Here is a 24,275-nt window from a genome sequence, read left to right on the forward strand (position 1 = left end):
TTGGGTGGGGGCGGGTTTTTGAGATTGTTTGTTTGGGGCGATTATGGTTGGTGGAACCCGCCCCTACACCACGAATAATTCACATTAACCTGATATTGGCATTAAATTCCCCAATGTAAATAATGATTGTTTGTTGGGTGGGGGCGGGTTTTTGAGATTGTTTGTTTGGGGCGATTATGGTTGGTGGAACCCGCCCCTACGAAACCATATTTTGTAGGGGCGGGTTCCACCAAAAAGATATAACGATTACCAACAATTTAGATAAACCCGCCCCCACACCACGAATCATTCACTTTGCTTTTTTCTGAGAAGCCGCATAATGCTCACTCATTAACTGATTAACTTCTGGATTGTAAATCCGCAGATAATTCCAGTAATTCTCAAACACCGATTTCACGTATCCTTTCGTTTCAGGAAACGGAATCTTTTCCGCAAAAGCATCCGGGTCACTAAAACTAAACCTCTTCAACCAATCTGCTACTGCAGTTGGCCCGGCATTATAACTCGCCACAGCTAACATTGAGTTATTCTTGTACTCGTCGTGAGTGTGATCCAAATACCATGTACCGAGTTTAACGTTGTCGTCCACATTCTCCAATGAATACTTTTTGAGGCTGATTTGTCCAGCAACCCAAGCTGCTGTTTCCGGCATTACTTGCATTAAACCTGTGGCGCCAACTGATGATTTGATGGCGGGCATAAACCGCGATTCTTGCCGGATTAATGCTGTTACTAATACTGGATTTATTTTGCGATCTTGCGACCATTTGACAATGGTTTCTAAGTAAGGAAAAGGATAAAGCGCTTGCCAATAAATTGGTTGCTGTCTGAGTTCGAGGTATTGGGTTCTATCATCTGGTTTATCGCGCTGCCGCAAACTCCCAACCATCCACAAACCGTCTAAATTGTCTCCGACTGCAACTCGCATTAAACCGTCGGTAAACTGTTCGGCAATACTTGGTTCTACGCGGTCGATAAATTCTATTTGCCACAGCGTCCAAGCATCTCTATCTTGACCTAATTGATAGAGTTCTTTCAAGGCAGGAGAACCTGCCATTGGTTCGGGGCGCTGAGGCGGCCGCACTACATTGGGAGACAAATCTCGGACTGTGGTAAAGTCGCCGACGGGCCAGCCGAGAAGTACAGCCGATCGCCACGCAAAATATGATTCTGGATAGCGTAATATAGTGTACTCAAATGCAGTCTTGGCGTCTTGTTGCCGACCGAGTTGTTGTGCCCATTTCCCGACCCAAAATGCTGCTTCTGGAGCTTGTTCGCTGTCGGGATTATGGGTGGTTAATTCTCTGGCCCACTGCCAAGCTGATTTTAAATCTCCGCCTTTGGCAAACTGTTGGGCGATCGTCCACCGCAATTCGCCTGCTTTATCAGAATTATTGTATTTTGTCAAGAGCAACTTCCGGGTATCTGAGGCGGATTGACCACTGCGTGCTTTGTCGAGAAGTTGGGATTTATCTAACAAAGCTTCGGGGGCATGATTGGGGAATTTGCTAATAACTCGATCGAGCAAAACGATCGCTTCTTTCGGTTCGCTCAGCCGCGACAGCCGAATTAAACCCAAACCAGTATCTTCGGCATCGGGAAAATCGCGCACTAATTCTTGATAGGCAATTCTCGATTCCGGGATTTTTCCGTCGAGCCACAAACCGCGAGCTTTGCGGTAAAGATTTTTGGCGTTGCGGGGAGCTTTCCCGTAAGCAATAGCTCCTTTGCCATAATCTTGTTTTTCCCAATAGCCAAAGGCAATTTCTTCCCAATCTTCCGGTTTCAAACCGGCGCTGTTTCGCTGCACCAGTTGTTCCACAATTGTCCCGTAATCTTTGACATAATGACCGTGTTTTGCTACTAGCAGCATTAACTGGGGCTGATTGGGATTTTCTTTTAACTTGCCGAGAGCAATTTCTACGCTGCGGGGATGAGCGGGAAATTCAGTAATTGCCTGTTGCCAATATTCCGGTTTTGACTTGCCTAAAACATATAAAGCTTCCGCTGCTACCGGGTCGCTCGGATAGTTTTTGAGCAGTTCCTCCCAAGCTTTTTTAGTTTTGCCTTTGTCGCCGCTTAATTGGTAGGCTTGCGCCCTTTTCAGGGCAATGTGAGCAGCCAAAACCGGATATTCTTGCTCTAATTTGTCTAATAACTTTAATGCTTTAGCCGCATTTCCTTGCTGGATTAAATCGCTGGCAAGCAGGTAGCGGGCGCGGCTTTGAGGGGAGATTTGCTGCTGTGGGTTTGTACTTGCAGACTGACTGGTTGCGAGTTCAACTAATTTTGCCGATCGCTCGCTCGGTGACAGCGACACCAGCATCTTGACGGACGATTCGGAATTGGCTGCCTCCAGGGGCTGCTCGGCCTTCTGGGATGAGCCCAAACCCATCCATTTCATCGCAGCAACCAAAGAGCCGATCGCAATAACGCAAACTGAAACGCTGATTAAAACAGAAAATCGGGCCCGGCGTCGTTTTAGCATGGGAAAATTTAAGAGAATAAGATATAGAGAACCGATCGTTTGTCAAGAGCTATCACAGGCAGGATGGGTGTTCCACGCCATCACAGGCAGGATGCCTGTTCAACGAGAAATAAATGTTAAGAGTGGGGCAAAAACGGACAGCATACCCCCAAACAGATGATTGAGATTGGTGGAAGATCCGATCGCAGGCGGACTTGGCTGATATAGTAGCAGAATTTATTTTGATGTGGAGCGGAGAATTTGTGCGATCGATCTATTTGCCCGCACCAAGGAAAAACCACAAACCACCAAGTACAAAGTACAATCAAAAATCTAAAATCTAAAGTGTAAATCAAAACATGGAATTTCTAGTCACCGATACGCCCCGCTCTGTTTGGACAGGAGACGCCCTGGCAATTGGTCTATTTGAGGACGGCTTGGAACTCACCGGCGAGCTGGCACAATTAGATGAAAAGCTTGCAGGCACTTTGAAAGAGCTGCTACTGGAAGTAGATTTTAAGGGCAAAGTGGGCACGAGCGCCATCACCCGCGTCGGCGGCAATAATCCCATTCGCAAAATTGCGATCGTCGGTTTGGGCAAAACAGAGGACTTAAAATTAGACACCGTGCGGCAAGCTGCAGGCGTTTGCGCCAAGTTAGCCAAAAAAGAGAAATGCAAAACCCTCGGAATTAGCTTTCCGGTGTGGAAAAACGCGCCGGATTCTACAGCAAGCGCCATCGCCGAAGGTGTAGAACTCTCCTTGAATCAAGACAACCGTTTCAAATCGGAACAGGAAGACAAAAGCCCGCAACTCGAACAAATTCATTTGCTCGGTTTTGCAGGTACCGAAAGTGCGATCGCCCGCGCCCGCCAAATCACTGCCGGAGTCATTTTAGCACGGGAATTAGTCGCAGCGCCGGCCAATTTTGTCACCCCGATTACCATGGCAGAAACTGCTCAAAGTCTAGCTGCCGAATGCGGTTTAGAATTAGAAATATTGGAGCGAGAAGACTGCGAAAAACTTGGAATGGGAGCCTTTCTAGGCGTAGCACTAGCGTCTGATTTGCCGCCTAAATTCATCCACTTAACTTACAAACCCGAAGGCACACCGCGTCGCAAAATAGCAATTGTCGGCAAAGGATTGACCTTTGATTCTGGGGGTTTGAACATCAAAGGTGCGGGCAGCGGCATTGAAATGATGAAAGTAGATATGGGCGGCGCTGCGGCTACTTTGGGAGCGGCAAAGGCGATCGGTCACATCAAACCCGATGTGGAAGTTCACTTTATCAGCGCCGTCACAGAAAACATGATCAGCGGCCGCGCCATGCGCCCTGGAGACATTCTTACAGCTTCCAACGGCAAAACAATTGAAGTCAACAATACCGACGCTGAAGGTCGTTTAACCCTGGCTGATGCTTTGGTATTTGCTGATAAATTGGGAGTTGACGCAATTGTCGATTTAGCAACTCTAACCGGGGCCTGCGTAATTGCTTTAGGCGACGATATCGCGGGTTTGTGGAGTCCTCAAGATAGCGTCGCCGCCGAAATAGTCGCCGCCTCAGAATTGGCCGGCGAAAAATTTTGGCGGATGCCGATGGAAGAGAAGTATTTTGAGGGGTTGAAAGCATTGCACGCCGACATGAAAAATACTGGCCCACGTCCCGGCGGTTCGATTACGGCGGCGCTATTTTTGAAGCAGTTTGTAAAGGATACTGCATGGGCGCATTTAGATATTGCCGGCCCGGTTTGGACTGACAAAGAAAATGGCTATAATGGCCCTGGGGCTACTGGTTTTGGTGTTCGGACTTTGGTGCATTGGGCGCTGGGCGGTGCTTAATTGTGGATTTCCAGCGAAAAAATTGAGATTTTCTTTGCCTTAAAAGTCTGTTAGTCCATCTGTGAGCCAGGGGTTTTTAACCCCTGGCTCACTGCTTAAGTAATCTCAAAGAAAATTTAATAGCGATCGTTAACTATTTAAATGTTTCTGAAGCAATCAGTAGGCAAACCTATGTATTCCGTCACAGGGAGCAATGCTTACGTTGCGAGCCGTGACGCTCGGCATGGCTCATGCTTGGGAAAAGCTTCGTTCCCAGGGCCCCACCTCGACAGTTTTGAAATTTCCTGAAAAAATAGCTGTTTCATAAAAAATGAAAAAAGTATATAATTATGTAAATATTTCACTAGCCGAAATCAAATAATTAGATTTGATCCGATTTGCATTGGTACAGATAATTTTTTTCTTGAACTTTATGCAAGAACAATTAACAATTTTTTTTTCCACACTTGCTGTATCTTCTAGACTCGCCTGCAACCTGGTGCCGGAGTTGCGATTGTACGCTGTTTTTGACTCGCTGACGGCACTGGCTTATTGCTCGATCGCCCTATCGTTAGTTTATTTTACCCGCCAAGGTTCTCAGCGCAAGATTTTCCGGCTGTTTGCCATTGTTTTTTTTGCCTGGAGCGCGGCTAAATTGACGGAAGTTTGGACGCTTTGGCATTCCATATATTGGCTGTTGATAACTCTCAAAGCAGCAACTGCTTTGATTTCTTTGCTTTTAGCCGCAACTGCCCTCGCCCTCATGCCGAAAGCACTTGCCGAGTCTGGTTTCAATCAAAAAGAAAAATTTCAACAAATGTCTTTAAAAAAGGTAGAACAAAATCAGCCCGAACATGATATCGAGAAAGGAGAATTGGCAAAACAATTGCTCGATATTTACCCTTTAGATACTATTGTCGATCGCACTTTAGCTCTCAATTCGCTTAATGAACAGTTAGAAAAAGAAATTGCCGATCGCCAGCGGGTTGAGGAAAAGTTGCAACTGACTCAATTTGCGATCGACCGATCGGCAGATGCGATATTCTGGATCGGGCCCGACGGTAAATTTTTGTACGTCAACGACGCTGCTTGCACTTCATTGGGATATTCTGCCGCAGAATTGCTCTCGATGACCGTGCACGACATCAATCCAGATTTTCCCCAAACTGCTTGGAGTTTGCACTGGAAAGTCTTAAAACGCTGCGGTTCGGTTAATATTGAAGTTCACCATCTCACTAAGTACGGTCGCATTTTTCCCGTAGAAATTACCATCAACCATTTGGAATTTAACGGCAAAGAATATCAGTGTGCGTTTGCTCGTGACATTAGCGAACGCAAGCGGATTGAGGCAGCTTTGCGAGAAAGGGAAGAAGAATTTAGGTCATTAGTTTCTAGCATTCCCGGTGCGGTTTACCGCTGCAGTGCTGCGGGGCGATCGAGCGTAACTTTTATCAGCAGTGGCATCGAAGCTATTTCCGGCTATCCGGCAGCTAACTTTATGCAAAAACCGGTGCAGGCTTTTCCGAGTATAGTTCATCCCGATGACGTGGAGCAAATCGAGACAATTATCGATCGGGCTATTAAGACAAAACAACCTTACATCATCGAATATCGCCTAATTCACTGCGACGGAAATGTGCGGTGGGTTGCAGAGAAAGGTCAAGCCCTTTTCAACCCAGACGGTAAAGTTTTATCCCTCAACGGCGCCATTTTTGACATCACAGAGCGCAAAGCAGCGGAGGATGCTTTGCGCCTCTCCGAGGCGATCGCCAACAACAGAGCTCAGCAGCTAGAAATCGCTCTCAAAGAACTCCGAGAAACTCAAGCTCATCTAATTCATACCGAAAAAATGTCAAGTCTCGGTCAAATGGTAGCTGGAGTAGCTCACGAAATTAATAACCCTGTCAGTTTTATCTACGGCAATATTTCCTACGCCAGCCAATATATCAGAGACTTGTTGCAGCTTGTGGAACTTTACCAAAAACACTATCCTCAGCCGCTGGTAGAAGTTCAAGAATGTATTGACAATATCGATTTAGAATTTCTGAGAGAAGATTTACTGAAAATATTATCTTCGATGAAAATGGGAGCCGATCGCATTCGCGAAATAGTTCTGAGCTTGCGAAATTTCTCGCGTTTAGACGACTCAGTAAAAAAGCCTACCAACCTTCATGAAGGCATAGACAATACGCTCCTAATTTTACACAACAAACTGCGCGCCAGAGGCGACTATCCAGAAATTAAAGTAATCAAAGATTACGGTAAACTCCCCTTAATAGAATGTTATGCAGGTCAGCTAAATCAGGTATTTATGAACCTGCTGAGCAACAGTATTGACGCATTGGAAGATGCTTGCAACCAAAAAAGGCGAGCGGCAGCCGGCGGCGACGATTGGGAACCAACTATTAGCATTCGCACAGAAGCCCTGAACGAAAATAGTATTTGTATTCGCATTTCCGATAATGCGATCGGCATGACAGAAGACGTGCGGAGCAGATTATTTGACCCGTTTTTCACGACAAAACCGATGGGAAAAGGCACTGGTTTAGGGTTAGCCATCAGTTACCGAATTGTCGCGGAAAAACACGCCGGAGCCTTGAGCTGCCGTTCCACCGTAGGAGAAGGTACGGAATTTGCGATCGAGATTCCTTTCTGAATTAGTCCGACGCAAGTCTCAAGAATTTGGCAAAATTTATCGCTCACTATAAATTGTAAAGTAGGGCCTAAAAAACTTTCAATTTTCAATAAAAATCCCAAAATTGGCTATAAATTACCCAGGTAATGTTCAACATGGCAGTGAAATTATAAATTCTGTACCGCGATCTAAAGTTGAGTTGACTTCTAGCATACTAAAGTGTTTCTCAACTACAATCAGCCGTGCGCCAATCCTAATCCCGTTCCTTTCCCTACCGCTTTCGTCGTCAATAAATGATCGAATATTTTTTGTTTGACCTCCCAACGGGTGTAGGAGTAAGGATCGCGAATTAAATAACTTACAATTTTAATTGTTATTGTGGGATGGGCCTAAGAGCCCGTCATGAGTGGACGGGCTCTTAGGCCCCTCCCACTTTCAAGAGTGGAAGTTATTTAATTCTCATTCCTAAGAAGCTTCTTTAGGTTCTAATATACCTGATAGGAATCTCGATCGCTAACTCTGTACCATCTCCAACTCTCGAATTACACGTTAATTTTCCCCCATGTTTTTTGACAATACCATAGCTAACAGATAAACCCAAACCAGTACCGCTACCCACTGGTTTAGTTGTAAAAAATGGATCGAATATTCGGGATTGAATATTCGCCGGAATACCGGCACCATTATCAGTTATTTTAATTGTAACCCTGTCTTTTTCTATAACTTCAGTCTGAATCGTGATGGCAGGACTTTTGTCTGTTGTATCAATTGATTGAAGAGCATCAATAGCGTTACTGATAATACTCAGAAATACTTGATTTATCTCACTAGCATAACAAATGACCTTGGGCAGATTTCCATACTCTTTAATAACTTGTATTTCTGATTGGCCATCGCTCAGTCTTAAGCGAGTTTGTAAAATTAGCAAAGTGCTTTCAATTCCGGTATGTAAATCTACTGCTTTCATGTCGGCTTCATCTAAGCGGGAAAAGTTACGCAAACTCAGGATAATTTGGCTAATGCGATCGCTCCCTGCTTTCATAGATTCCAGAATTTTAATTAAATCTTCCCAGATAAATTCTAAATCCATTTCTTCTATTTTCGCTTTAATTACTCCACTGGGTTCAGGATACTCTTGTTGATAAATATCAAGTAAAATAAGCAAATCTTTGACATAATGCTCTGTATGTGCGAGATTACTACGAATAAATGTTACCGGATTATTGATTTCGTGAGCAATCCCAGCTACCAGTTGACCGAGAGATGACATTTTTTCGCTCTGAATTAATTGTGCTTGGGTTTGTTGTAAGTTTTTAAATGCTTGCTCTAAATCAAAAGCTTTTTGCCTTAAATCTTCCGTTTTTTGCGCTACTTCTGCTTCTAAGCTTTGGGAATAGTTCTCTATTTGTTTATATAAACGAGCATTATCAATAGAGCTCGCCGCTTGAGCTGCGAGCATCTGGAGAATTTCTACTCGCTCATTAGTAAATGCTCCCACTGTTAAGTTATTTTCTAAGTACACAATACCGACGAGTTTTCCTTGCCGAATAATTGGAGTACATAAAACTGATTGAGGTTGATGAGCGATAATATAGCGATCGCCTGCAAATTTGTCGGCTTTACTTAAATTGTCAAAAACAGCCGTCGCTTGAGTTCGTGCCACCGCATAAATCAAACTCTGAGGAATTTCCTGATATTGTTCCAGAGGAACTTCTAATATTTTTGTCTGCTTTTGTGCGGCTTGAGCGACGACTAACCATTGTCGGTCTTGGAGAAGCACTAAACAACCGATTTGTGATCCTCCATTCGCAAGCATAATCTGCATCAAAGTGGCTAACAGTTTCTCTAATTCAATTTCTTGTGAAATGGCTTGTGCCGCCATCATTACTGCTGGAAAATCTAACCATAAATTCTCGCTACTACTGACGCTAGTTAGGCTTCCCATCCTGGTCTGGTTGATAGTTTTTCCAGAGGGGATGACAAATTTAGTAGGTTGAAGAATAGCTTTCAGTAGTTGTGGATAGTGTTGTTCTAAATAAGCGACTTTAGCCTTTGCACCCCAACGAGAATAACAGTAATACGCCTCAATCATGTAAGATTGTGAAACTTTTTCTTTCCCCCAATCTAAGTAGAATTTTGCAGCTAGTTCGTTGCCTAAAGCTTCTTCTTGGATATAACCATTTTCTTTGGCTCCTGAAATGGCGCGATCGTACCAATCTCCAGCTTCGTAATTCTTGCCTAAAACTCGGCATTTTTCTGCTTCTACTAAGTTAACTTTATGTTGGTGATTCATCGGGGCAGGGTTTGCCCATTGAGCCAGAGTGGTTTGATGGGTTTCTGCCAAAGCGAGAGTGTTCCCTTGCTCAATTTCTGACTGCCTAGAGCAGAGTGCCAAGTAGGTTAACCCTGCATAGAAATGGAAAACCGGAGTATGAATCATTGCTGCCGCTACCTTCAAATAAAGGCTTGCTTGGGCAATGTAGTCTAGGGCGTTGGTGTAATTGCCAAAGAGATAGGCAAGCATTAGTTTGTAGTTATAGGCAAGAGCGAGTGCAGTAAGCTCACTATTCTGATTGTGCTGAGGAAACATCACCTTTTCATCATAAGCCTCACCGATTAACAAATCCGGTTGCTTGACAATTTCGCTCAAGTTATGCACCGCCTGTTGTGCCAGCTTCAGGTAAACCATAGGAGAATATTGCTTCACAGTCGCTAAGACAACACAGTAATTTTCTATTTCTGCGTGCCAATCATCAAGCTCTACTCCCGAAAAAAAATTATTATATAAATAACTACTGACGCAGTAACCAGCATTCAGAAAATCACCTGTTTCCATTCCGACTAAATAGCCTTCTTTCGCAGTTGGGATTCCTGCCCTCAGTGGTTCTTGACGATGCTGAATAAAACAGCCAAACCAAAGTAAAGTGATACATTTAAATTCTGGCCAATTCAACTGATTGAGTAAGCTGAGTGCTACTCGCCCAAAGCGATAACCTTTCTCTACTTCTGAGAAAAAACCAGACAGCACAATGCCATAACCCACATACCCGATTGTTGATGCTGGTGCATTGCCAAATTCAAGTGATAGACTGACCATTGTGGCACAAAGCAGAGGCTGCAAGGCAGGATTTCCCATAAAAATAGCCGGAAACAAGATGCCTAACAATTGCATCGCCGCGATTGTCCGAGGATCGCTCATTACGGGAAGGTTAACCAGTTCCTCAATCTGTTTGCCCTCCAGTTGGTTGGCAAGGTTTTGTAATGCAATGCGTGTCAAGGCTTCGTCAGTTTCATAGGGGAGTTCAATCCCCAATTGTGCTAGGGCATTAGTGCCGATCGCGATCGCTTCTAACATCTGACTCTGAGTTGTCAGTGCGTTGATTTGAATCTCAAATATCTTGACTTTATCTAGTATTGTTTTGGCCGATCGCAAAACCTGAGCTGCCATTTCTTCCATGCCATTAAAATCGGCATTTAAGTAGGCATTCTCAGCCGCAGCCACATAAAGATTCAGGGTTAATTCATACTGAGTTTCCCAACAGTTTTCAGTGAGTAACTCCAGCCCTGTTTTCACAAAACTTCTGGCGCTTGTATAGGCTGTAGAATTTCTGGCTTTCTGTCCGGCTGCTAAGTTCAATCTGGCTAAGGCTTCCCGTTCCTCAGCTTGAGTCATGAACTCAATTCCTAAATTCAAATGCCCGACAATATCAAACAGCTTTTCCTCTTTTTCTATTTCTGATAAGTTTTGTTGGAGTAGTTTCCCAATATGGTAATGAGTCTGCTGTTTTTGCTCGTCAGGAATCAATGAATAAGCCGCTTGTTGGACGCGATCGTGTAAAAATCGATAAGTCGGATTGGCGGAATCATTGAAAACTTCTTCACTATCAGATTGGGTATAGAACTTATAAATTTCGGTAGTAGGAATTACCAAACCTTCTTGCAAGGCTTTCCATAAAGCTGTGGCGCTACTGTCGGCTGATTTCTCACTGACAATTGCTAAGGTATTCAAATCAAAGTGCGCCCCAATACAAGCCGCTAGTTTGAGACTATCCTGAGTTCCTCGGGGCAATTTCTGTAATTGCAATGCCATGAATTCAACCACATTATCCGTAATTGCTAAGGCCTTCACTTGGGCAATATCGCATTGCCAATATTGATTTTTGCAATCAAAGCTAATTAACTTGTCATCATGTAATGCTTTGATAAACTGAGTCGCAAAAAAAGGATTACCTTGAGTTTTTTGAAACACTAATTTTGTTAAAGGAGCGGCTAGGGATAATTCACAATTCAGTGTATCTGCCACTAACTGATTCATATCAGGTTCCCTTAAGGGTGGCAAAGTAATTGTATTCACCGTTGCCCTAGTTTTAACAATTTCATCCACTGTTAAAATAAATGGATGTACGGGGGAGACTTCATTATCTCGATAAGCACCTAATATTAATAGATACCCAGCCTCTTGCATCAATAAGTTCAGCAAGTTAAGTGATGCGGAATCTGCCCATTGCAAGTCATCTAAAAACATGACTAATGGATGTTCTTTACTGGTAAATACTTGCACAAATTTGGGCAATAGGAGATTAAAGCGATTTTGGGCGGCAGTTCCCGATAATTCAAGGGCGGCTGGCTGTTTACCGATAATATTTTCTAACTCAGGAATTACGTCAATTAAGACTTGTCCATTGTCTCCTAATGCAGTTAATATATGGCTTTTCCATGTTTCTAATTGCCAATCTGATTCGGATAGCAATTGCCCAATTAAATCGCGGAATGCTTGCACAAAGGCGCTGAAGGGAATGTTGCGATGAAATTGATCGTATTTTCCTTTAATAAAATAACCCCGTTCCCGCACAATGGGTTTATGAACTTCGTTGACAACGGCAGTTTTGCCAATTCCTGAAAAACCCGCAACGAGCATTATTTCTGTTGCACCTTTGCTGACTCTTTCAAAGGCTTGTATGAGCGTTGTTACTTCGGTTTCTCGTCCATAGATTTTGTCGGGAATCAGGAAGCGATCGCAGACATCCCGCATTCCTAACTCAAAAGTTTCAATCTTTCCAGTTTCTTGGCACTGCTGCAAACATCGTTCTAAGTCATGTTTCAACCCCAAGGCACTTTGATAGCGTTTTTCGGCATTTTTTGCCATCAGCTTCATGACAATATCCGAAACCACCTGCGGGATTTCTTTGCTGTTTATTGCCGGAGGTTGTTTGGCAATATGGCAGTGAACCAACTCCATCGGATCTTCACATTCAAATGGCAGTTTTCCTGTCAGCAATTCGTAAAATGTGACCCCCAGAGAATAAAAGTCAGTGCGGTAGTCGATACCTCGGTTCATTCGTCCAGTTTGTTCGGGAGAAATATAGGCGAGGGTTCCTTCTAAAACGTTGGGATTTTGAATTTCTTGAGTTTCTCTTGGCAGTAAGGAGGCGATGCTAAAGTCTATGAGTTTAATTTGTTTAGTTTCGGGATGTATGAGGATGTTAGCTGGCTTAATATCTTTGTGAATGACTCGGTTTCGGTATAGTCCGTCAAGGATGTCAGTTATTTGAATGGCAATTTCCAATATTTCTGCTAAAGTCAGCGTAGGTGCTTCACCGATCCGTCTTCGGCATCTATCTTGGGCGTATTGCCATAGAGAAATGCCGCCAAAATCCTCCATCACTAGGGCATAGCTGTGGTGGTAGGATTCCAGACAGTAAGGTTCAACGACTCCCGGCAGACGTAAATTTTTTGCGATGGTATACTGGTTGCGAAATTGCAGCAGTTCGCTGAAACTGGGATAGTCTCTATTGAATAGTTTAATGACAACGGGAAGCAGATCGATTTCTCGAAAAGCTCGGTAAACCAGGGTTTTAGAACCACTGTACAGTTGCTCGATTAGACGGTATCCGGCAATTGGACTGGTTAAATCTATACCTGCATTCATTTTGGCTCTCCTCATCTCAAATAGTGACTGCTAAAAATTAATGTGCGCCTCTATGTGTAAGGGTTAAAGGCGGCGATCGCATAATTAACTTCATCCGTTTGTAGGCAATAAAATTGTAAACTCCGTCCCTTCTCCCAATACAGAATTTACCTCGATTGTACCGCCGTGTTTCTCAACTACAATCTGCCGTGCGATCGCCAATCCTAACCCCGTGCCTTTACCCACACCTTTAGTTGTAAATAAGTGGTCAAAAATATGACCTTTTATCTCATCTGCTATGCCTGTTCCGTTGTCATAAATGCGAATACTCACCCACTCAGAAGACTGTCTTTCTGTCCGAATCGTGATGCAATGGGCTGGGGTTTTAATCTTATCTAAACTCGGTTCCCGATAATATTCTTCCAGCGCATCAATGGCATTTGCCAATATATTCATAAACACCTGATTTAGTTGTCCGGGGAAGCAATCGACAGAGGGCAAGTTCCCGTACTCTTTCACAACTTCAATGGCTGGACGCTGTTCGTTCGCTTTCAATCTGTGTTTGAGAATCAAAATCGTACTGTTAATTCCGTCATGAATATTGAAAGGAACTTTGTAATCTTTGTCGGATCGGGAGAAGGTACGAAGACTGGTGCTGATACCTTGAATGCGATCGCACCCGACTTGCATAGAATGCAACATTTTTGGTAAATCTTCTAAAAGATATTGGATATCGATCTCTTCAGCTTTTTCTTCAATCTCCTCACCGGGACTGGGAAATTTTTCTTGATATAGCTGCAAGTATTCTGTAATATCTTTGACGGCGGCGATCGCTTCATGAATATTGCCAGAAATAAATCCCACGGGATTATTAATTTCATGGGCAACCCCGGCCACTAAATTGCCCAAAGCCGACATTTTTTCGCTCTGCACTAATTGCAATTGTGATTGTTCAACCTGGTGGGCGTAGTCCTGCGCTTGCTGATACAATCGCGCATTTTCTAAGGAAATGGCAGCCTGAGTGCAGAGGAAGTGGAGGATGAGGAGACGATCGCGAGTAAACACTCCTTTCGTCGAGCTATGTTCGAGATAAAGTATCGCAACTAAGTTCCCGCGATCGAGAATCGGAGTACATAGCATACTCTGAGAGTGATACTGGAGCGTACAGTCATTCATTAACCCCGGAATATCGGTCTTGCCACCTTCAATAACCACAGTTTCCAGGGTGTGTTTGACATAATAAACCAGCTTGAGCGGAATCATCTCCGAGCCATCGATAGATTGGGTTTGCAGTAAGGTTGTGGGTAACTCATTATCTGGATTGATGTGAGTTATGGCGCGGATTTGCCATTCATCCCGATGGGGGAGTAGCAAAGCACAAGTTTCTGCGCCCGAAGTTTTCAAAATAATTTGATTGAGGGTATCGAGTAATTCATCAATATGAATTTTACTCGATAAAGCTTGAGCAGCTTGCACAATAGATGCGAAATCAAGGGCATCGGAAATACTGGTGCTGCTGGTGGTGGAAGTGTGCGAAGACTGGCTAATCGTTACCAACGTCTCTAGAGGATTAAAGCGAAGTTTCGGCTGATTCAGGATGGGATGAAGTAATTGGGGATAGCTTTGTTCTAGGTGTTCAACTTTGGCTTTAGCTCCCCAACGGGCATAACAGTAATATGATTCCTGCATATAGCTGGCGGCAACTTTTTCTTTTCCCCAATCTAGGTAGAATTTTGCAGCTAATTCGTTTGCTAACGCTTCTTCTTGGAGGTATTCGTTTTCTTTGGCTCCTGCGATCGCGCGATCGTATAACTCTAAGGCCTCAGCTTTATTACCTTGTACTCGCTCTCGTTCCGCCTCGACTAAATGAAATTTGTGCAAAAAATTCATCGGCGCATAAGTTGCCCAGTATTTTAGTTTTTCTTGGTTAGCAGCGACGCATTCTTTCATTTGCTGCTCTTCTGGATCGGAAAATTGGCCAAACCATGCTAACTGGACTAAAGACTCATAAAAATGAAAGATTGGTACATATAAAAAAGCAAGGACAGCATCCAAATACTGTCTTGCCTGCCCAGCCTGTTCTACAGCTTCTTCAAACTCTGAAAACAGATAGGACACAATCAGTTTGTTAATCCACAGCAATGCTAATCCGGTGCGATCGCCCACTGTTTCATGTAATGGAAGTTGATGCTGTTCATTGTACGCTGCACCGCTCAACACCACCACGTTATCTGCATCCCCCATTAAATTCAGCAAAATTTGTCGATTCAACTGGGAATAAGTCAGAGTTAGATTTTGCTTGAGGTGCTTGAGCGATTCACAATATCCGGCAACTTCCGACTCCAGTTGCGTTAAATTCTGCCCTGCAAAATAGGAGTAAAAACCGTAGTTATAGGCACAGTAGCCCGCGAAAGCCAAATCGCCTACATCTAAACAACTACAATAAGCCATCTGCAAGGGGTGTAATGTCTCACGCAGGTGCATTTTCCAATGCCTTGTGTACACATAGACTAGGGATAAAGTTTTCCCCTTCAATTCGGAATTTTGATAACGTGATAGCAGGTCGAGGGCTAACTGACCGAATTCATAACCTAATTCAACCTTTCCGAACACACCACACATCAATATCCCATAAGAGGCATAACTAAAGGTCGAGGTTGACTCATTGCCATACACGACGGACAGATAAACCTTTTTTAAAATCACCAGTAAATACAACAGTGGCTGAGAAAGATAAGCGCCCGGTGCTGCCGATGTCAAAATTCGAGCCGCTGCCAGGATGTTCACATCCCTTGCTTCGCTGAGGTTGAGTAACTCACCAGGTAAACGCTCTCCAATCGCATCGGAGACGGTACTAAAGGCAGCCGCCACATCTTCCTGGGTAGGGGCTGCGGGCAGTTCCACTCCCAATTGCTTTAAGATGGCAAGTGCCGCCGTGATCGCTTGAGTAAAATGACCTTGAGCCGTGAATGCCTCAATCTTCACTTCATAAACGCTGATTTGATCTAATGGGCTTTTGGCGTGCTTCAGGACAAGGCGGGCATTGGCTGCCATTTTCTCTAAATCACCGCTCAGATAGGCGGTTTCTGTGGCGACTTGATAGAGTGCTAGCGTCAACTCATACTGATGCTGCCAACTGTTTTGAGTGAGTAACCCAATGCCCACTTCGGCATATTTGCAGGCGGCAGTATAGGCGATCGCTGCTTTTGCCTTGCGACTTGCAATCAAATTAAATTGCGCCAATCTTTGACGTTCTGCGGATTGGGCGATTGATTCAGCCGCAACATTAAGTTGACTGACGATTTCAAAAATGCGTTCTTCCCGGTTGCTTTCGAGGGTGTTACTCAGGATTAACTGTCCAATCTTCAGGTGAACGGTTTGTTTTTTATCGGCGGGGATTAGGGAGTATGCCGCTTGTTGCACCCGGTCATGTAAAAATCTATATGCAACAATCTCAGAATTTTCTTGGTCAACAGGTTGATGTTCTTCCCCAACATAAAACTTATAAACTTCACTTTGGGGTAAAATCAAACCTTCCTGCAAGGCTTTCCATAAACTTGCAGCCACTTCGGTTTGGGATTGTTCAGAAACCATCGCCAAAGTCGCCAGATCAAACTGATTTCCAATACAAGCAGCTAGCTGTAACACCTGTTGAGTTGAGGGAGGCAATTTTCCTAATTGCAAGGCCATAAAGCTAACAATATTATCTGTAAAAACAAGCTGATTTACTTGTGCGATATCACATTGCCAACAACCCTCTTTACAGTCAAAATAAATCCATTTATCTTGATGTAATGCCTTGAGAAATTGAGTCGCAAAAAACGGATTTCCTTGAGTTTTTCGATAAATCAATCCAGAAAGAGTCCATGCCAAACTTTCAGTACATCTAAGGGTATCAGCAACTAATTGATTTACTGTGAATTTATTGAGTGCTGCTAAAGTAATCCTATTAATCGTTGCTGGTGTTTTTTGAATCTCACTCAAAGTTAACATTAATGGATGCGCTGGGTGGACTTCGTTATCACGATACGCACCAATTAATAAAAGATGACCTGTATCACCCATTAAGACCTGCATTAACTTTAGTGATGCTGAATCGGCCCATTGCAAATCATCTAAAAAAATTACGAATGGATGTTCTAAGCTGGTAAAGACTTTAGTAAATTTTTGAAATAATAAATTAAAGCGATTTTGGGCGGCAGTTCCTGATAATTCAAGGGCGGCTGGCTGTTGACCAATAATTTTTTCTAATTCGGGGATGATTTCAATAATTACTTGTCCGTTTTCCCCAACCGCTTCTAAAATCTTATTTTTCCACGCCTTGAGTTTGGCATCACTTTCACTGAGTAATTGTGCCATAAAATCGCGGAATGCCTGGACAAATGCCGAGAAGGGAATGTTGCGGTTAAACTGGTCGAATTTGCCTTTGATGAAATAGCCCCGCTGCCGGACAATCGGTTTATGTACCTCGTTGACGACAGCCGTTTTTCCAATCCCGGAGAACCCAGCGACTAGCATTAATTCGGATGTGCCACTTGCCACGCGATCGAAGGCACTCAATAGGGTTTTTACTTCAGTTTCACGACCATAAAGCTTTTCAGGAATCAGGAAGCGATCGCAGACATCCCGCATTCCTAACTCAAAAGTTTCAATCTTTCCAGTTTCTTGGCACTGCTGCAAACATCGTTCTAAGTCATGTTTCAACCCCAAGGCACTTTGATAGCGTTTTTCGGCATTTTTTGCCATCAGCTTCATGACAATATCCGAAACCACCTGCGGGATTTCTTTGCTGTTTATTGCCGGAGGTTGTTTGGCAATATGGCAGTGAACCAACTCCATCGGATCTTCACATTCAAATGGCAGTTTTCCTGTCAGCAATTCGTAAAATGTGACCCCCAGAGAATAAAAGTCAGTGCGGTAGTCGATACCTCGGTTCATTCGTCCAGTTTGTTCGGGAGAAATATAGGCGAGGGTTCCTTCTAAAACGTTGGGATTTTGAATTTCTTGAGTTTCTCTTGGCAGTAAGGAGGCGATGCTAAAGTCTATGAGTTTAATTTGTTTAGTTTCGGGATGTATTAGGATGTTAGCTGGCTTAATATCTTTGTGGATGACTCGGTTTCGGTATAGTCCGTCAAGGATGTCAGTTATTTGAATGGCAATTTCCAATACTTCTGCTAGAGTCAGCGAGTGCTCTTGGGCGTAGTCTCGCAGAGAAATGCCGCCAAAATCCTCCATTACTAGGGCATAGCTGTGGCGATAGGATTCCAAATTGTAGGGTTCAACGACTCCCGGCAGACTTAGGTTTTTGGCGATGGTGTACTGGTTGCGGAATTGCAGCAGTTCGCTGAAGCTGGGATAGTCTCGATTTAATAGTTTAATGACAACCGGAAGCTGATCTGTTTCTCGGATGGCTCGATAAACTAGGGTTCTCGAACCGCAGTATAATTGATCGCCCAGATGATATCCCGAAATTCGGTTCGTTAAATCCACTACTGCATTCATCTGGATTACTCCATCTCAGACATTGACTCTTGCCACTAAGTATACACTTTTATTCGTCAAGTCTGAGAAAAATAGAACTGCGTGCGAAATCCCCAGCATACCAACTCTACCGCTTTTATTTTTTTCTATTTTGAGGATAAAGATGGCGATCTATCAAGATATGCTTATCCTTTCATCGGCAATAAAATTGTAAACTCCGTCCCTTCTCCTAATACAGAATTTACCTCGATTGTACCGCCGTGTTTCTCAACTACAATCTGCCGTGCGATCGCCAATCCCAACCCCGTGCCTTTTCCTACTTCCTTGGTAGTAAATAACTCATCAAAAATCTTCTCTCGCACTGCTTCACTCATGCCGAAACCGTTATCTTTAATGCAAAGTATCGCTTGCTTTTGATCCCAAAGAATGTCGGTTTTAATTATAATTTGGTTGACGATTTCTGCATAATTCCGTCCTTGATTTGATTCCTCCAAAGCATCGATCGCATTACCTAACAAATTCATAAATACTTGATTCAACTGTCCGGCATAACACTCCACGGGTGGCAAATTACCGTATTCCCTAATCACTTGAATTTCTGGACGAGTTTCGTTAGCCTTGAGGCGATGTTTCAGGATCATAATGGTGCTATCGATGCCATCGTGGATATTGCAAGCTACGGGATAGTTAGTATCGGCACGGGAGAATGTCCTTAGACTGGTACTAATATCGCGAATCCGCTTCACGCCTTCCCGCATCGAACCTACTAATTTCGGTAAATCTTCCCGGATGTATTCCAGATCGATGTTCTCGATTTCCTCTCGAATCTCTGGATCGAGTTGGGGATATTTTTCTTCATACAAATCGAGCAATCCAAACAAATCTTTGATATAATCTAAGGCTGGTTGAATATTACCACCCAGAAAACCAACGGGATTATTAATTTCGTGAGCCACGCCAGCCACTAAGTTTCCCAATGCTGACATTTTTTCGCTTTGAACAATTGTTAATTGTGCCTGCTTGAGAGCTGTGAATGCTTGTTGAGATTCTTGATACAAACGGGCATTTTCTAAGGAAATAGCAGCTTGAGAAGCTAGCAAATTTAGCACTTCAATGCGATCGCTCGTAAAGGCCCCAACCGTCAGGTTATTTTCCAGGTAGAAAACTCCTATCAACTGCCCTTGATTAAGAATTGGAATACAAAGAACACTGATCGGCTGGTGCTGTTCAATATAGCGATCGCTCCCAACCTGGGAACTTACCCTAGCATCAACTATTACCAAAGGTTTCAAACTACGCTTGACAGTGTTAACCAAACTAATTGCTACATCCTTACTGAATTCTAGAGGTATTGATGGTAATAGCTCAGGTTCCTGTCCCTCTGCTACAAGCGCCACTACCTGTAAATACTGTTTTTGTTTGAGCAATAAGACACACTTAGTACCGCCAGCATTCGCGATCGCTATTTTTAGGAGAGTAGTCAGGAGTTTATCTAGTTCAATCTCCCCAGAAATGGCTTGAGAGGCTTTGATCAGAGTAGGCAAATCGAGAAATTCAGAGTTGCTGCTAGAAGAGTTGGTATTATAAGTAATTGTGCCGCGGGCGATCGTTTCCTTTAATGAACTAAAGGCTTGAGCTTGCTGAATGATAATACCGAGTAGGCGAGGATAACGTTTTTCCAAATCGTCAATTTTGGCTTTAGCTCCCCAGCGGGCATAACAATAATATGCTTCAATCATGTAGGCTTGAGCTACTTTTTCTTTGCCCCATTTTAGGTAGAATTTGGCGGCGAGTTCGTTGGCGAGGGCTTCTTCGTTGAGGAAGAGATTTTCTTTAGCGAGGGAGATCGCGCGATCGTACATTTCCAGTGCATCTGCCTTGTAACCCAAAACCCGCTGCCTTTCTGCTTCAACTAAATACCACTTATGCAGATGATTCATGGGAGCATTTTGCGCCCACTGGTGCAGAGTCGTTTGATGGGTTTCCACAGATGCCAAAATATCAGCTTGCTCAATTTCTGGCTGTGTGGGTAAAAGCGCCAAGTGCGTCAGGGCTGCATAGAAATGGAAAATGGGAATAAAAATACATCCTGGTACTGCTATCAAATAGGGCTGGGCTTGGCTAACGTAATTGCTAGCCTCTTTGTAGTTACCAAAGCAGTAAGCAAGCAACAGTTTGTAGATATAAACCTCGGCGATGGCAGTGAATTCATAATCCTGATTATGCTTGGGAATCATCACTGTTTCATCGTAGGCTAGGCCGATTAAGCAATCCGACAGAATCTCAACTTCCTTTAAGTTATTCACCGTCTGCCGCACCATATCTACATAAATCTGAGCCGAATATTGCTTTACCTGAGCCAAGGCGGCGCTGTAACTTGTTATTTCTGATTCCAAATTGCTCAGTTCTACTCCACTGAAAAAGTTCATATAGCTGTAAGTGACCATGCTGTAGCCAGCGCTTAGAAAATCGCCAGTTTCCATGCCAGCCGTATAGCTATCTTTCGTCGTCAGCATCACAGCCCTCATTGCTTCTTTGCGATGCTGAATAAAGGCTCCAAATAGATTCAGAATCATGGACTTGAATTCCCGGACATTGAACCTATCCAGCAATGAAAGTGCCAATTTACCAAAGGCATACCCCGTTTCCACCTCTCCCAAAAAGGCACACAACACCAGTCCGTGAATGCCATACCCCACCGTCGATGCTGGCGTGTTCCCAAAGGAGAGCGATAAACTCACCATCTTGGAGCTAAGTAGGGGCAGCAAACCGGGCATTCCCAGAAAGATGGGAGAATATAACGTTCCTAACAGTGGCATGGCAGCCTGAGCCTTGGCATCAGTTATCATCGGCAGATTAGCTAGGTCTTCAATCCGTCTACCTTGGAGTTGGCTAGCAACAGCTTGTAGCGCTTGGCTAATCAAGGCTTCGTCAGGTGCACTGGGTAGTTCAATCCCCAATTGCCAGAGTGCATCTCTTGCTACTGCAATGGCTTCTAGTGACTTGCTTTGTGCTGTCTGGGCGGCGATTTGAATTTCGTAAATTTTGATTTTGTCTAAGATTGTCTGGGCTGCTTGCAACACTTGTGCTGCAATCTCTTCCATGCTGTCAAAGTCAGCATTCAAATAGGCTGCTTCAGCAGCAGCAACATATAGTTTCAGGGTTAATTCATACTGGCTTTGCCAACAGTCGGCTGTTAGTAGATCAATGCCTGTTTGCAGATAAACTCTAGCTGTTGTGTAGGCGGTAGAATTTCTGGCTTTACAACCGGCTTCTAAGTTCAGTTTAGCTAATGCTTCTCGTTCGCTCGGTTGGGGAATTAACTCAATTCCTCGATTCAAATGTCCGACAATATCAAACAGTTTTTCTTCTTGCTCTATTTTTGAACAATTTTGCTGAAGTAATTGTCCGATTTTGAGATGAGTTTCTTTTTTATCTGAATCGGGAATCAGGGAATATGCGGCTTGCTGGACGCGATCGTGTAAAAATCGATAAGTGGGATTAGCTGAAGCCTGGAAAATTTCATCACTATCCGATTCGGTAAAGAACTTATAGATTTTGGTTGTGGGAATAACTAAACCTTCCTGCAATGCTTTCCATAAAGCCGTAGCCGTCATTGCAGCAGATTGCTCACTGACAATTACTAAGGTATTCAAATCAAACTGCGATCCAATACAAGCAGCTAATTTGAGAACCTCCTGAGTTGCTGGCGGCAACTTCTGCAATTGCAAAGCCATGAATTCAACGACATCATCAGTGATTGCTAAGGCTTTGACTTGGGCAATATCACACTGCCAATGCCGAATATCCCAGTTAAAGCTAATTAGCTTTTCCTCATGTAGTGCTTTGAGAAACTGAGTGGCAAAGAAAGGATTTCCCTGAGTTTTTTGATATACTAATTTTGTCAAAGGTTGGGCAAGAGATGATTCGCTATTCAGCGTATCCGCCACCAACAAATTCATATCAGGTTGGCTTAACGGTTGCAAAGTAATCGTATTCACAGTAGCCCCAGTTTTTACTATCTCATCCACTGTCAAAATAAATGGATGCACTGGCGAAACTTCATTATCTCGATAGGCTCCTAATACTAATAAATACCCTGTATCCATCATCAATAATTGTAGCAAATTCAGGGAAGCTGAATCCGCCCATTGCAAGTCATCCAAAAACATCACTAAAGGATGTTCAATGCTTGTGAAAACTTGCACGAATTTCTGCATGAGCAGATTAAAGCGATTTTGGGAGGCACTTCCTGACAATTCTGTTGCATGAGGTTGAGCGCCAATTATGCGTTCTAACTCAGGAATCACGTCAATCAAGACTTGTCCGTTATCTCCCACTGCTGCTAAAATCTGGGTTTTCCATGTTTGCAGTTCGGTATCAGATTCTGATAGCAATTGACCCATTAAGTCGCGGAAGGCTTGCACAAAGGCACTGAAGGGGATGTTGCGTTGAAATTGATCGTATTTGCCTTTGATAAAATAACCGCGCTGACGGACAATGGGTTTATGAACTTCATTGACAACGGCGGTTTTCCCAATTCCCGAAAAACCTGCTACTAGCATCATTTCGGTGCTACCTGTGCTGACTCGCTCAAAGGCAGCTAATAGTTGAGCAACTTCTTTTTCTCTACCGTAGAGCTTTTCGGGGATAGTAAAGCGATCGCTAATATCTCGCTTTCCGAGTTCAAAATCTTCAATTTTGGCTGTTTTTTGTAACTGAAATAAACAATTTTCTAAATCGTGCTTGAGTCCTAATGCACTTTGATAGCGTTTTTCGGCATTTTTCGCCATCAGCTTACTGACAATTTTTGATAAAATTATGGGAACTTCTGGATTTATTTGATGGATCGGTTTCGACTGTTTAGCGAGGTGACAATGCACCAATTTCATCGGATCATCAGAGATAAATGGCAACTGTCCTGTTAACAATTCATAAAAAGTCACACCCAGGGAATAAAAGTCACTACGATAGTCAATGCCTCGATTCATCCGTCCTGTTTGTTCGGGGGAGAGATAGGCTAATGTTCCTTCTAAAATATTAGGGTTCTGAATTTCTTGGGTTTCTCGTGGTAGGAGGGATGCAATACTAAAGTCAATTAGTTGAATTTCTTGGGTGTCTGGATTAATGAGAATATTAGCGGGTTTAATATCTTTGTGAATGACTCGGTTTTGGTAGAGATAGTGAATAATGTCTGTTAGTTGTATGGCGAGTTGGAGAAATTCTGCTAAAGGTAAAGCTTGAGATGGTTGGGTTTGATTTGTTGGTGTTTTGAGATAAGTAGATAGGGAGACTCCGCCAAAGTCCTCCATTACTAGGGCATAGCTATTCTGGTATACTTCCAGCGTCAGGGGTTTGACGATGTGAGGGAAGTCGAGATTTTTGGCAATGGTATATTGGTTGCGAAACTGGACGATCTCGTTGAAGGAGGGGTATTCGTTTCGCAGCAGTTTGATGACGACTGGGTATTCGTCACGGGTACGGATGCCTCGATAGACTAGGGTACGTGTACCTACATAAAGTTGCTCTGTAATCTCATAACCTGACAAATTTGCGATCGCATCCATAACTGGTTAACCCTTTCTTATAAAAAAGTTAAATTAAAATATTCTCTTCTATTATATTTTATAATGTGACAAAGATAGCGATCGCAAACTCTGCATCCTGGGTAGGGACAGAATTAACTGTAATTTTTTCCCAATGTTTATCAACTATTATTTGACCAAAAGCAATTTTGTCACAAGCATCCGGATTCATCCGTGTACCTGTGAAAAAAGCTCCCCATCATAATCACAACCCCTCGGACTCATCCGTGCGAGCAATCTCAAATATCAAATCTCAAATTTCCAATTTCAAATCGCATGACGTGCGATCGCTAATCCTAAATTAGGAATGAGAATTAAATAACTTCCACTCTTTAAAGTGGGATGGGCGTCCCGCCCGTCCAAAAAGGACGGGCGGGACGCC

The 24,275-nt window shown here is 43.5% G+C and carries 6 protein-coding genes; 2 read left to right on the plus strand and 4 right to left on the minus strand.

Annotated elements, in window-relative coordinates:
* Nucleotides 1-289: 289 nt before the first annotated feature.
* Nucleotides 290-2,488 (minus strand): transglycosylase SLT domain-containing protein, encoded by a 2,199-nt coding sequence (locus tag QUB26_RS19395; RefSeq protein WP_333319270.1) that lies wholly within the window; start codon nucleotides 2,486-2,488, stop codon nucleotides 290-292.
* Nucleotides 2,489-2,826: 338 nt separating this feature from the next.
* Here QUB26_RS19395 and QUB26_RS19400 point away from each other — a divergent pair, with 338 nt between their 5' ends.
* Both QUB26_RS19400 and QUB26_RS19405 read left to right on the plus strand, forming a co-directional pair.
* On the plus strand, nucleotides 2,827-4,305 hold the full coding sequence (locus tag QUB26_RS19400) for a leucyl aminopeptidase (RefSeq protein WP_333236832.1): 1,479 nt from the start codon (nucleotides 2,827-2,829) through the stop codon (nucleotides 4,303-4,305).
* A gap of 412 nt (nucleotides 4,306-4,717) precedes the next feature.
* A complete protein-coding gene (locus tag QUB26_RS19405; RefSeq protein WP_333236834.1) occupies nucleotides 4,718-6,940 on the plus strand; it encodes a PAS domain S-box protein in 2,223 nt (740 codons plus the stop codon).
* A gap of 457 nt (nucleotides 6,941-7,397) precedes the next feature.
* On the opposite strand, the gene QUB26_RS19410 is transcribed toward QUB26_RS19405, so the two are convergent.
* From QUB26_RS19410 to QUB26_RS19420, 3 genes are all read right to left on the minus strand, one after another.
* Nucleotides 7,398-12,848 (minus strand): AAA family ATPase, encoded by a 5,451-nt coding sequence (locus QUB26_RS19410; protein WP_333236836.1) that lies wholly within the window; start codon nucleotides 12,846-12,848, stop codon nucleotides 7,398-7,400.
* A 90-nt stretch (nucleotides 12,849-12,938) separates the two neighbouring features.
* Nucleotides 12,939-18,329, minus strand: coding sequence for an AAA family ATPase (locus tag QUB26_RS19415; RefSeq protein ID WP_333319272.1), 5,391 nt, complete (start codon nucleotides 18,327-18,329; stop codon nucleotides 12,939-12,941).
* 164 nt (nucleotides 18,330-18,493) lie between these two features.
* A complete protein-coding gene (locus tag QUB26_RS19420; protein WP_333236841.1) occupies nucleotides 18,494-23,875 on the minus strand; it encodes an AAA family ATPase in 5,382 nt (1,793 codons plus the stop codon).
* Nucleotides 23,876-24,275: the final 400 nt, after the last annotated feature.

This window comes from Microcoleus sp. B4-C1 (assembly GCF_036705285.1).
In the GTDB taxonomy this organism is placed as follows: Bacteria; Cyanobacteriota; Cyanobacteriia; order Cyanobacteriales; family Microcoleaceae; genus Microcoleus.

Coding starts and splice junctions, on each gene's coding strand:
- QUB26_RS19395 (WP_333319270.1), bottom strand. CDS start 2,488: ATGCTAAAACGACGCCGGGCCCGATTTTCTGTTTTAATCAGCGTTTCA.
- QUB26_RS19400 (WP_333236832.1), top strand. CDS start 2,827: ATGGAATTTCTAGTCACCGATACGCCCCGCTCTGTTTGGACAGGAGAC.
- QUB26_RS19405 (WP_333236834.1), top strand. CDS start 4,718: ATGCAAGAACAATTAACAATTTTTTTTTCCACACTTGCTGTATCTTCT.
- QUB26_RS19410 (WP_333236836.1), bottom strand. CDS start 12,848: ATGAATGCAGGTATAGATTTAACCAGTCCAATTGCCGGATACCGTCTA.
- QUB26_RS19415 (WP_333319272.1), bottom strand. CDS start 18,329: ATGAATGCAGTAGTGGATTTAACGAACCGAATTTCGGGATATCATCTG.
- QUB26_RS19420 (WP_333236841.1), bottom strand. CDS start 23,875: ATGGATGCGATCGCAAATTTGTCAGGTTATGAGATTACAGAGCAACTT.